This window comes from Gynurincola endophyticus (assembly GCF_003991195.1).
Classification (GTDB): Bacteria; Bacteroidota; Bacteroidia; order Chitinophagales; family Chitinophagaceae; genus Gynurincola; species Gynurincola endophyticus.
In genome coordinates this window covers 1-13,278 of the sequence record NZ_RCWL01000015.1, presented here as the reverse complement: position 1 = coordinate 13,278, position 13,278 = coordinate 1, and the positions used below count along the sequence as shown (strand labels likewise).

5 protein-coding genes are annotated in these 13,278 nt (G+C 40.9%); 2 read left to right on the top strand and 3 right to left on the bottom strand.

The window, feature by feature from the left end; translation table 11 throughout:
* Window positions 1–7 precede the first annotated feature (7 nt).
* Together D9O48_RS18525 and D9O48_RS18520 are read left to right on the top strand one after the other, a co-directional pair.
* Entirely contained in the window at window positions 8–1,021 is a 1,014-nt protein-coding gene (locus D9O48_RS18525) for a dipeptide epimerase (RefSeq protein WP_126974493.1), read from the top strand.
* Window positions 1,022–1,036: 15 nt separating this feature from the next.
* Window positions 1,037–2,293, top strand: coding sequence for a DUF819 family protein (locus D9O48_RS18520; RefSeq protein WP_126974492.1), 1,257 nt, complete (start codon window positions 1,037–1,039; stop codon window positions 2,291–2,293).
* Between the two features lie 280 nt (window positions 2,294–2,573).
* On the opposite strand, the gene D9O48_RS18515 is transcribed toward D9O48_RS18520, so the two are convergent.
* The 3 genes from D9O48_RS18515 to D9O48_RS18505 form a co-directional block, all read right to left on the bottom strand.
* Window positions 2,574–6,836, bottom strand: coding sequence for a hypothetical protein (locus tag D9O48_RS18515; protein WP_126974491.1), 4,263 nt, complete (start codon window positions 6,834–6,836; stop codon window positions 2,574–2,576).
* 19 nt (window positions 6,837–6,855) lie between these two features.
* Complete coding sequence (locus D9O48_RS18510) at window positions 6,856–12,243, bottom strand: hypothetical protein (RefSeq protein ID WP_126974490.1); 5,388 nt, start codon at window positions 12,241–12,243, stop codon at window positions 6,856–6,858.
* 164 nt (window positions 12,244–12,407) lie between these two features.
* Window positions 12,408–12,992, bottom strand: a complete 585-nt coding sequence (locus tag D9O48_RS18505; protein ID WP_126974489.1) for an RDD family protein — start codon at window positions 12,990–12,992, stop codon at window positions 12,408–12,410.
* Window positions 12,993–13,278: the final 286 nt, after the last annotated feature.

Below are 13,278 nucleotides of genomic sequence, written 5' to 3'. Positions count from 1 at the left end.
CACTATCATGAAGCTTGCTTATCGTATTGTAGAGCTAAGAAGAAAATATCCGTTTACCATTTCAGGACATACCACAGTGGCGGATAATGTTATTTACATCACTCTTGAACACGACGGAGTGATTGGCTACGGAGAAGGTTGTCCGGGTTATTACTTCAGCGAAACGCTCGAAGATGAATTAAAATTCTTATCAAAATTGAAGTTGGAGCAGTTTAATAATCCGACAGATATTGAAACCATACTCAGTTATGTGGATGGCGTAGAGGCCGGGCATACAGCTGCAAAAGCAGGTGTAGACATCGCTTTGCACGACCTGGTTGGAAAATTAACAGGATTACCTTGTTACAAATTATTTAATAGTGATCCTGCTAAAATGCCGGAAACTACTTTAACGATTGGCATGGATACACCTGACATGATTCGCAAAAAGGTATTGGAAGCGGAAGGTTTTCATTTACTGAAAGTGAAGTTGGGTGGAGATAATGATAAAGCTATTATTGAAACGATTCGTTCTGTTTCGGATCTGCCTTTAACAGTAGATGCCAACCAGGGTTGGCACAATAAAGAAGAAGCACTTGAAATGATTCATTGGCTGAAAGAAAGAAATACCATCTTTATCGAGCAACCTATGCCACGTGAACAACGTGATAATAATGCCTGGATAACAGAACATAGCCCTTTACCAACAGTAGGTGATGAAGCGGTTCAGCGTTTGGCTGATGTTGATCAGGCAAAAGGAGTTTACACAGGTATTAATATTAAAATGGTAAAATGTACAGGTATGCATGAAGGATATAAAATGATTCTTCGTGCAAGAGAGTTAGGGTTAAAACTGATGGTAGGATGTATGGGCGAATCGTCGGTTGCTATTCTCGGTGCTGCAGCTATTGCTCCGCAATGCGACTGGGTTGATTTAGACAGTACCTGGTTAATCAGTAATAATCCTTATAAAGATCCGGTGTTAGAAAACGGAAAAATCATTTTGAATGATCAACCAGGTTTAGGACTTCAGCAACTTTAAAAATAAATAGTGCTCATGATTTTACTTGCTAATACGCAACCCCTCATTACCAGTGATATAGTGATCTTCGGCATATTAGTCGTATTCATGGCATTGGTACAATATACTACCGGACTAAAGAATAAATTCGTCAGAAAGTTTTATTATTTCTTTCCGCCGTTGTTATTGCTTTACTTTTTTCCGGGAATTCTCAACACAACGAATATAGTATCAGGAGAATCATCGCAGTTGTATGAAATTATCTCCAGGTATCTGTTACCGGCGGGTCTGGTGCTTTTTACATTAAGTGTAGATATGAAAGTGCTCTGGAAACTCAGAAAAAAAGCCGGCCTGATGTTTTTAGCCGGGGCAGTGGGTGTGATCATCGGCGGTCCTTTAACCATACTCATTGTAAAAAGTTTTGCTCCTGACCTGGTGGGAGGTGAAGGTTCTGATGCGGTATGGCGTGGTTTGGCCACCGTTGCAGGAAGCTGGATTGGTGGAAGTGCCAATCTCGCTGCACTCAACGAAGTTTTTAAACCCAGTCCTCAGTTATTCTCTTCGATGGTAGTACTGGATACTATTATTGCAAATCTGTGGCTGGCTATATTGCTTTTCGGAGTAAGCAAAAACAAACAGATCAATAAGTTTTTCCGTGCTAACGATAAAGATGTGGATGAGGTAAGAGAAAAGATGGAAGCCTATCAATTGGCTACTGCCAGAATTCCTAACCTGTCTGAAGCTTTAGCAATTATCGGAGTTGCTTTTGGCGGATGCGGGCTGGCTTATCTGATCGCAGATCCGCTGGTAACTTACATTCAGGCAAACTATCCGGCATTGGAGAAGTTCAGTTTAACTTCCACATTTTTCTGGGTAGTGATTATTTGTACAACGTTGGGAGTGATTCTTTCGTTTACACCGCTCAGACGTTTGGAAGGAGCCGGTGCTTCAAGAGTCGGAACTGTTTTTTTATACCTGTTTATTACTGCCGTAGGCCTGCAAATGGATATTGTCAGTGTAATTAATAACGGTGGTTTATTACTGGTAGGTTTGATCTGGCTGTGTTTCCATGCATTGGCGATGATCATTGTAGCACGCATTATCCGTGCACCGTATTTCTTTTTTGCCGTATCGGGTGAAGCTAATCTCGGTGGTGCCGTACAGGCTTCTTTAATCGCTTCGGCCTTCCATACCTCGCTGGCGCCGGTTGGTGTTTTACTGGCAGTGTTAGGATACGTTTTAGGAAATTACGGAGGCTATATATGCGGGTTACTGATGCAATGGGTTTCGTAGTTAATACCTATAGATTTATAGATAAGAAAATATGCATAGAGAAATATTATATATGTTTTTATCAAGATAAGTTCGTAACTTATTAGAATAGGGCTTGTGTTTTAGTGTTTTTAAAGCTGAAGCAGCAACCGTACGTACAAGGGTGCGACGCAACAAAAGCCCTATAGAAAAGTGCAGACTATGTCCTTCTCATATGTTTCTTGGTTTACGATTCATTTAAATTAAAATATCCCTCCCTCTCTGCAAAGAGAATGGAGGGAATATTTTATGGACTACTACACTAAACTGCTTTACATTCTTCGCAGCAGATTGCCGGAACTTCCGTTAAAGGAGAAGTTCTTAATATTCTGAATTGACCGAGTGAGTTATTCAGGGCATTTACAATCGGTCTCTTATTTTTCATCGCTCTTTCATAGTACTCCATCATTTTCGGATCATTTTTCTGAATTTCTTCTTTTGATAAGCCCATTAAGTCGATGGCATTGGTAATATCTCCGAACACTTCTACGGCAATTACACTGAGTGGAGAGTCGCCGGGTAAACCATTTTTCATCAAAGCCATTCTTATTTCGTCGCTACTGAAATTGATTTCAGCCATCGGTGTGGCATTTTTCTGAATGGCAGCCAGTAATCCTGCAGCAATACTTTCTTTTGTGATCAACACAGGAACTGCCTGAGGAGCAGGCACTGCATTCTGTAATTTTTCAGTGGCATCTATCAGCTCGGTTACCAATTCAGGATTCATATTAACGACTGCACCTTTTAGTTTTTGTGAACTGAAGGTTTGGAGTTGTTTGAATGATTCGGCCGATAATAGTTTCTGATAAGTATTGATCTGGTTACTGTGGCTGGCCAGGCTTAAAATCATATCTGCCTGTGCGATTTTATTTTCGGTTAAATCGGTTTTTGCCGAATGCGTGAAGTTGAATTCAAATTTTGGTAAAAGCGGTTTGAAATATTTAGGATTTTTTAAATTCATCAGTTTGTCGAGCAACAGAATGTTACGGTAACCATTGCCATCTGCCTGCGGAACCTGTGCATATAATACGGCAAACAAACTGGTGCGCGGCGGATATGGCGTTAACTTTTTACCTTTATAAACAGACTCTGCATAAGGAGCAGATACTGTTAAACGGTTTTCGTTTCTATCAGTTTGGCAGAGTAAGTTAGGAGCGGGGTGTTGTAATCCGGATACCACAATCGGACGGCCAAACCTGCCCTGTGCTGTACACCATAGCTGATCGTCTATTTTTTCGTGATTACTCCAAATGGCATGACCCACTCTGAATTCATACCGGAAGAAGCCGAATAACTCAGGGCTTTCAGTACTTAACCCCGGAGGAATAGGCATTAAGTAAAAACGATTGTTTCCGTCAGCAGCTTTTTCCAGAGGCTGCATCGCGTTAAAGCCTGCCAGGTCATTCGTATGGTGCGGTGTTACTACACGGATATATTCAGGGTCAACCGGTAAAGGAGGATCATTGGTATAATCGCTTAAGGGTGGAGTAGCTTTCGATAGTAATTGATCGGGTGCATAAGTGAGTACTCTGCAGAATAAAGTATCATACTGATTGGCAATCGGTTCTTTCAGTTCAACCCAAAGGTGTTTTTTTCTCGGAGTAGTAGCGCTGTATTTTTCGTTTTTTTCATATTTGGAAAAGGCTATTCCTACTCCGACAATTTCAGGCATTTGTACGGGAGGTACGGTACAAGGCAACCTCAATTCTGTTTTGTAAGCATTATCTCCCAGCTGATGAGCCGGCTTTAAGTGTGCTTCAATAGAATATTTAGTATAAATTTCATCAGGAAAAGGATTGGATGTATACCCGTCTTTTTTGGGATCGACTGCATCTATAAAAATAAGTGTGGTACTGCTGCGGTTTACAATACCGAAATCATCTGCTTGTAGTGATTCAAAGGAGGCGGTTCTTTTTAATGACAATTCGCCTACTTTTTCAGCAGTGAGGAAGGTATTGTTATCGCGCCACCATCTTTTATCTCTTTTAATGGTAAAGCTGATGTCTTCGTTTCCCTGCCACGACCAGTCGCGGTTGAGCTGGTAGGCTGTTACTACCAGCCAGTGGTTTTGTAAATCAGACTTTGATCCGAAAGTAACACTGGAATGATCGGGTGCCAGGTGATGGCGTATTCTTTCACTGCAGCCAAAAATTACGCGGTGTCCTTTTCTTCCCATCAATGTCATTCCATTATGATTCAGGTGTAGTTGCTGAGCCAGTCGTTGCATGATGTTGGGCAACGCGAACTGATCTGCGAGGTCATATTTTTTCAGCAATGCTTCCGGATAAGCATCCGGTTGCAAATAAATTCCCTGTAAGGGTTGAATGAGCGGTAATGGTTGAAGCAGATTCGTTTCATTCAACGAAGGATGATAAAAAGCAAAGTGGTGTTCTTTGCCGTAACGTGAATCAAAGAGTCTGTCAGAAGAAATATTACCGAAATACTTTTCATCACCTTCACAAATACCGGCAACTACTACTTTTACATTTCGGGCTGTAGGCAAAGGAAGCGCATTCATTTGATGAACCTGTTCTAATAACAAATCATTTCTGTTGAAAGGATTGATGACATTTCCAAAACTTAAAACAGGAATATCCATGAATTGAACAGGTACATTCAGTTGGGCATCAAAATCGCTTTTAGAAAAAGCTCTTTTGGTTTCGTAGAGTAGTATGTAATTATCTTTTCCGGTTTCACTCAATTGATGATCAAGTCCGAGCGATTCAACATACACACGGATATTCAGATGGGTTACATCCGGATCGGCCAATGCCGGAACTTTACCCTGGTTGGTTCCGATACTGGCGGTAATAGCTTTTAATTTTTGTACGGCATCGGAATATTTGTTTGTAAACAAAACAGCCGGATATCCTAACAGCGGCCGTTTTACTTCAATCACGGGTGTACGTTCAAAAACCGGATTATCTACACTTCCGGTAGCATTGAAATAATTTACTTTATTGTTTTTTAAAAGCGGCGGTAATTCAACCCGGCATAAGTTCGGATTTAAGAATCTTCTGAAATGCCATTTCGCAGTAGGAGAGGCGGCGATGTTTACCGCTTTTTCATTAACGGAAGGTCCGCCACCGCTAAGGTCTTTCATTCTTACTCTGAATTCATACTCATGTCCGTAGGTCAGTTCAAATTCCAGCGGTGCCGGATGGTACATGTTATTAGGATCTACCGTGGTTTCGTTGCGGAATATTTCAATGGCATCTGTATCTTTCAGTACCATGTTTTTACCGGTCCAGTGGGTAAAATACATCGGTAGCCAGAAGGGTTGATTTTTGTTATTATCAATCTGTGTAGGAAATACCTGATAGGGTAATTCAATCGATTGATTGATGTCATTGTTGAGTGCGGTACCGCCGATCTGATAATTAGCTTTGGTAACTACTGTATTCAGGCTTTGCCAGGTACTATCGTCTTTTTTTACATCAATGGCATAACCGTAAATACCGATGGGTGCATCAATCCGTTTAGATTCTCCGGGGGCTTTTGCCAATTGACGGATATACCATTCGAGAATCTGTTCGTCATCCCAGGCGAGGCGGATGCCTGCTTCATCAGAAGGATGTGTGCCGTCATTTCTTTCTTCCAGAATATTTACACTCACGGGTTGATTGGCGTGTACGATTTTGGCGAAACCGTCATTGTATTGATTGGCTTCAGCAAATACCTGGTCCCAGTTACCTATAGGTACTTGCAATGGGTGTACTTCCGATTTGAATAAAACCGGAAATAAAACGGGTGCAAAAACAGGCCGGTTCTTATCTAATGCAGGAATACGTGCGGCATATGATTTAATAAAAGGGTTGTCGGAATTTTCATAACTATAAGCTTGCACAGCGCGGTATTCTTCATTGATGATTTCGCAAAAAAGATAACCGCCCTTTTTAGCTTCGTCAGTTAATTCAATAGTAGCAGAATAAATAAATCCGCAAGCCATCGCCAACATAGGTTGACGAAGAATATGTGCATAAATTTGTCCCCAGCTTATTTTGTCAACATCCGGTTGCCAGTTGGGTACCGGATCTTTTGGTGCTTTCATAGCGCAATGGTAGCTGTCGTCAATTTTTGCATTTGAATGGCGGGGTTGCGTAAAATTGAAAGCATCTCTGTAAGAGTGCGGCAGATATTTATTAACTGACCGGTTAATTTCTAATGGTTGCTCTGCTTTATCGGTTTGAATATCGGCATTGATTTTTCCGTTAAAATCAGTTTCAATACCTCGTAAAACCAGTTCTTTGCGAGTGGCTTTTGAGTAGTCGACCTGCGATGTGAGTGTAACTAATTCACTGGCCGTAGCATTGTATACCGGCCACTCTTCGGTTTTTTTCAGCCATTTAAATTTGAAATTCGGTTGAAACGTAGCAAACGGAATTAACTGATTTCCGTTCGGAACACCAAGATTATAGGGAGTAAACGGAGAATAATTTTTAGGAATCAGAACAATATTTACTGACAGGGAATTTCCTTCAACGCGTTGAGGAAAAACCATGATGGTATATCTTTGAAGATTCATAATTTGAATGATTAAATGGTTAAGCAATCTGGCGATCTTCGCCCCAGGTTTTTGAGAATGAAATATCAATAACCAGGAAAATACTGATGTCTAATGCAAAAGTTACCTGTGCCTTACATTCGGTTTTGTTTCCGATCTTTTTAACCCCTCCTTTTGCTTCAATCATGATAGTAACGGCTACAATGCCACCCAATAAACTGGCATTTCCTTTAAATACCATGATCGCAGTACATTCAACTCCTTCGGTACTGATGATTAATTCAACTCCTACCATAAAGCTGACACTTGCATGCCCTACTACTGGTAAGCTCACCGCTATTTTAACACCGAATCCGAAAGTCATCATCAGATCGGCTTTACCTGAGGTATCGGCCGAAATTTGTAATCCGACCTTACCGATTGCATAAATAGAACCGGCTCCTACGCTGGTACATAACACTTCAATACCACCGGTAAATCCTAAATAAGCACCTGCAGTCGGAATCAGTTGATTCAGGTCATTGGTGACTTTCAGTGCAGCATTAAAATAAGCCCCCAGGGTAAGCCCGCATTCGAGTTTTAATGGAGTAGTGGCATTGTTGTACAGTTCATCCTGTGCCGGGAATCTGATGAGTGGAATAGATTTATCAATCTCATATTTGTATTGCCAGATTTCTCCACTATTGCTCATGGCTATTTTCAAACCGTTTTTAATCACATCGTCGTAACCACCACCGCTGAGTTTTGCCAGAACGTCAAGAATGTCCATGATGGGCTTTAACTCAGGGCTGAAAACAATTTCCGGAGTCGGTAATCCGATTCCGTTTTTACTACCGCCGAAATTGGTAGCATCGCCTTTCTGTGAGTTGAAATTGGCTTTTACAGATACAAGCCTTTTTATCGGTCCTAAATCAACTACCAGAGCAATATTGCTGAGACGTGATTTCCACTGATCGGTAAAATCATTTTTTAGTGAATTGAAATCATAATCGAGTAAAGTTTTACCGTAGTATTTGTCATAATTAACCGGTGCCTGTTGTGGTGCTACATATTCTACGTATAGCTTGAACATGTCTTCTTCCACGATGTAAAACTTACCTTCGGGCAGATCAAATTTGAAGGCTTTGTCCAGAACATTGTTCACTTCGTTTTTGGCCAGGCGGATTCCCTTTTCAATAACTTTTTCACCTTCTTTTTTAACGTCGATCACAATCAGTTCGAATACTTTTTTACCTGCATCTTCCAAATTGAGTTCTTTGAAAGCATCGATAACGGCGTTTGCTTCATTTCTTCCTTTATCCAATAGAATGGCAGCACCATAATTGGTAACTGCATCACCGATATTGGCAAAAATGCCCGAGCTTTTCATTAGCCGGTGAGCATCGGCAAAAAGCGGTGGAATTCTTCCGAGTATGGCTCGTCTTGATTTTTCGTAAGCCGGGGCTAAGAATAAAGTTTTTTGTGTATTGGTATTTTGAAGAATACCGTAATTCTTTTTGAATTGAGTATAGTGCAACAATAGTTGTTGCGGATGTGACATTTTCGCCAGTTCTTTGGTCAGGTTTACTGAAGGAGATAGTTTGCCTGCTTCCCACAAACCGTTTCGCACAAATGCTACGCCTTGTTCTGTATTTATAGGATAAACTTCACCGGTATCAGTGTCGTGTTCAACAACCGTCCAGCTGCCGTCATTTGGTAAAATGGCATTTCCTCGCAGTGCTCCGACAAAACTATGTTTACCAGATTGATCGGTACATAAGTTCATATCAAAGCGATGGATACGAACCAGCTGTTCTGATTGATGCAGGTTCATTACACAATCAATCGCACCACCGATGTTCAGTTGCGGTTGGTTTCTGATTAAAGCGGCGAGGTCGTTTTCTGTAATCAATTGTCCTTGCGGGAGGTTGTGTAAGTATCCTAAAATTTTTTTAGAGGGAACTCTGTGATTGGTACCTCCCTGACTCACATTTTCAAGAATGATATCGCCATCGAAATAAACGGGATCCAGTTTTACATTTCCTCTTACAAAAGGTGAAATGTCTAAAGTTTCACGGATATTCTGAATATTAATAATACCATGCATCAGGCCGGGATGGAAGCTAAAGGGATCGGTAGTGATACCTTTTACCCTGAAGTTGAACATACCGTCTGATTCGCACTGCCAACCGGAATCTTCGCGGAATACGCGACCGTTCTTTCCGCGATAAGTAGTAATGGTTCTTACCACTCTGATGCCCCAGGGATAAATCATGCTTTTAATCTGAATCACTTCATGGGCAGTTCTGCCATGGAATGTATCAAACTTTGCCTGACTCACTTCGTTTAATGCAGCGGCTGAACTCACCCAATTACTGAGCATATTCGTACCATAACCGGTTAAATCAACTCTGGTTACCGGAACACCTCTGCTGAGTTTTAAATCAGGATTGGTAATAAAAGAATGGAAAAATTCAAGATTGAAAGTATTGGTTACGGTATCGCCCAGGTGACTTTTTCCACTGGGCATTCCTAACTCATCTGCATAATTGTTCAGTTGAACTGTAAAGCCCGGAAACATATTTGAGTCGGGTGCAATACCGGGATATTGCCTGTTACGTGCATGGTTACCTGCTTTCAGGCTGATCTGATGCCCTCCTTCAAAAAGAAAAGATCCGTCATTTTGTTTTCTGAATTTAGGGCGGATATTTTCAATTTTGGGTTTAACCGTTTCGTTTCCTTTATGATTTAATACACTCACGGCTTTCATTCCGAAAGGAAGAGTAAAGGCTGCCAGTGTATAGTTGGATGAATTGTTTTTGAAATCTTCGATCATTGCATCAATGGCCGCAATTGGTGTAAGCGCAATAAATTTTTTACTGTTATTGGCAATACGCGAAGGTCCGCCATTGTCTTGAAAGAAATGAACACCGATGTTAGGGTCCATTTCTTTTAACGGGCTGATTGCAGATAAGTTTAATACGGGTTCCCATGCGTGTTGAGGGAGCATAAAGTTTCTGATGCGGTCGTTTTCGAACAACACCTCCATTCCTTCTACTTTAAAGTTCAATGCACCTGCCTGAACGGTATCAAATTCTCCGGTTGTTTTCTCCCGAAGCCTTGCAGTAGGAACAAATAATTGTTCACCGCTGATACTTACTCCCATCTGATTGGCATTCGAACTGATATCAAGCAATGAGAAAAACTCATTATCGAGGCGTGCTCCGATAATATGATCCTGATAAACCTGTTCGTACCTGCGCTCTTTGAATAATAAACCATCCGCTCTTTCCTTAATACCAGGATCTATGATATTTAACCGGAACTCTTCGGTGGGTATTTTATCTCTGATGATAATGTCTTTCCATAATCTCGACACTGCAATCACCGATTCCATTTTGTTAGATAATGCGGGCTTTAATTTATTAATCGAAAGTCCTTCAAGGCTATTCTGCAGATCGGTTTTTTTAATAATTTTTTTTATTTCTTTCGCCAGTGGTTCGTTTACCAGTTCTGTTTTGAACCTGCCGGGCCGGTTCAGTTTCTCGAAAAGTTCTTTACGCGAAGGCGTCTTTTCATCTTTAGGTGCTGGTATTGGTGCTGGTGCAGGATCCGTATCTTCCGGAAGATTCAGGTCATTCAGTGTTGGCATCGTACCAAAGTAAAATTTGGTGGCGAGGGTTTCACTTTCTTTACCGCCATTATTGAGCTGAATATGATAGATAAGTGGCATCGAACGACCGTCTCTCATACTGCCGGTAAGCCTTTGCCAATAAACAAAGTTACCAATGTAAGGGTCTGGAAGTGTTGGTTGATAACCGTATAATAAGTGGGTTAAGAAAATGCTGGCTTTTTCTACCTGATCGTTGGTGTCATGCAGTTTACTGTTGAAAAGGCACTGAGCGAAGTTGGATACTTTAAACAGTGCATTATGCAACGCAATACCGTGTATAACACTGGCCATGGCAGGACGGTCTTCGAGTAGATTGTGATCAAACATACCAAAGAAAATACCTTCGGCTTTCTGAATGAAAGCAACAATAGTCAATTGGCTATCCAGTTTGAAGACCGTGTTTCTAACTGAAATGGGCCGGTCGAAATTTCCGGTTACATTACCGAGTGTAGAAACCATTTCCATGTTTTGATCGGCGTCGCTTAAAAAAGCCAGGATCTGTTTCTTTGTATAAGTAATATCCAATGTGCTTCTAAGGTGGGCTGCTTTAGTTTTCCAGAGATCAAGATGGGTAGCTCCTTCTAAGCCGTAAGCTTCCTCGTCCTTCCACAGAATATTACTTTTATTGATATATAATACAGGTTTCTGAAGTAAGAATGCCTGGTATTTTAAATGTCTCCAGTTGATAGAAAGCCCTTTGTCGAGCGTTACTTTCAGGAAAAAGTTATTAGTGGCAGCAGGAATCTGATTGAAATTAATAGCAGACAAAGGAAAAACCCAATGTAAGGCTTTGGCTATTGTATTTCCTGAAACATTGAAATACTTATTATCATTTGTTTTGTTCGCAAAAACGTTTTGATTAAAGGAAAGCGGAAGTTCCAGCACTTTGTCAGCCGCGTTGAAGCCGAATGCAGCAGAGGATCCTACCGCATAGTCAGAACTGTACTCGTAGGCTTTACAGATTCCTTTGTTTTTGGTACTGAAAGATAGTTTTTGTGTGTTACCTGATAAAAAGATATCAGTTGGGAATTCGAGCTTGATGGTGTTGGTGTCGAGTGCTACGGAAGAAGAGTTAGGAGTTGAATTGGAGTTTGCTAAGGTAAGTTCTAATTGAATGGTGGTTCCTGAGGTAAGCGTATATCTGTTGTTGGTAAGCGTTGGTGCTTTCGAAAGGGTGAGGGTTCCTTTCGTAATGTCGAAACCGGCGAAAAGGGTAGGTGCGGCGTTTACATTCAGCAACTGTGCATTTACCCATAAAGAGCCTTTGTTGAGGGTAAGTTGTGTACCTAAAGCCGGATTCGGAATCAGTGGTGAAGATCTTAAAGTGCTAGAAAAAGACAGGATGGGAGTAGTACCTACGTACAAAGTAACCAGTTTCACTACCCTGTAGAAGTCTATAAAAATATTTCGGCCGTCTCCGTCCGGAAAAGGTCCGAAGGTCTGTACCGGTTTACTGGCTCTGGCCCAAAGAGGTTGTGCTGCTTCAAGTAACGGGTGAACGGACTCTGCACTGCGTATATAAAACAGTTCTTCTTCCTGACTTTCACGGATATTTTCTGTGAGTTTTTCAATTTTTTGGAGGTCGATGGCAGCCGGGGTAAAAAGTTCTTTTGCCGGAATGGTTTTCAGAATAGGCAGATCCAACTCCTTTTTCTGGAGTAAAACGCGCCCCATTCTCTCTTGTGCCAGGTTAAGTGCTGCAGCTGCTTGACTATCGGCCGGTTTGAGCGAACCGGTCAGAAAGCCGAGCACTGATTGGATGTCAGTGCGTTCCATAGTAAATTGATTAATAAGGTTATATGAAATGCTACGATCAGAGAGGGTACGGCAAGTTAAAGGAAAGTTTCATATAATAACTATTTCACATATAACCTTTTAGTAGTAGCTAATCAATTTACCATTAAGCGGTACTACCACTTAGTGGAAAGCTTTGTTAAAGATTAGAAATCTTCAATTTCATACGTTTCTATAATCATACTGAGCTGATCTGTTTCAACCACCTGGTAATGAAGCAGAGAGTCGGCTATTCTTTGTCCTTTCGGGCTCATCAGGATAAAAATCACTTCAGCAATTACATAGAGCGAGTTCACATAGGGGATAACAGCGGCAATGGCAAGTATACCATTTCTTTTAACGGAATCGATCAGCGAAATACGTTGATTGTTTTTAATATTTACCACACGCAGTCCCATAGCATACTTTCCGATGCTTTTATCTTTCAGAATTGCATCGTGTAAGAGGTAGTAAATAAAGTAAAGTGCACTGGTAATATAAATCAGACTGTTATAATCAGCGGCCAGCTGTTCTTCATTGTTTAGAATACGCGCCCTGTCAATCGTGTAACCGAACGTATAAAGAAAGATGGGGACGCTTAAAAGGAGATAATCGATTACGGCGGCGGCGAATCGTTTACCCAGGCTGGCTTTCGGGTAATTAATCTTTAAATGCCTCGTAATAGTATAATTACAATGAGGGCATTTGGTATCAGCAGTACTGATAGCCTGTTTACAGTTAGAGCAAGTCATTGGAAAGGTTTAAATAAAGGAAAAGGTCGTAGTTAATAATACGGAAATAAGAGGAAAAAAGCAATAAAGAGAAAAATATTGCAGAATAATTTGGAAGGAATAAAAACCTGCTCTATATTTGCACTCCCAAAACGAAAAGGGGTAGTTCATTGAAGGATTGATTCTCAGAAAAATAAACCGAAAATATTTAAAAATAAATTTGGTTGATATTCTGAAACTTTCCTATCTTTGCGCTCCGCTTTTGAAAAAGGGGGATAGTTCTTAAGGTATTGGTAGTGAGGCGGTA

Coding starts and splice junctions, on each gene's coding strand:
- D9O48_RS18520 (WP_126974492.1), top strand. CDS start 1,037: ATGATTTTACTTGCTAATACGCAACCCCTCATTACCAGTGATATAGTG.
- D9O48_RS18505 (WP_126974489.1), bottom strand. CDS start 12,992: ATGACTTGCTCTAACTGTAAACAGGCTATCAGTACTGCTGATACCAAA.
- D9O48_RS18525 (WP_126974493.1), top strand. CDS start 8: ATGAAGCTTGCTTATCGTATTGTAGAGCTAAGAAGAAAATATCCGTTT.
- D9O48_RS18510 (WP_126974490.1), bottom strand. CDS start 12,243: ATGGAACGCACTGACATCCAATCAGTGCTCGGCTTTCTGACCGGTTCG.
- D9O48_RS18515 (WP_126974491.1), bottom strand. CDS start 6,836: ATGAATCTTCAAAGATATACCATCATGGTTTTTCCTCAACGCGTTGAA.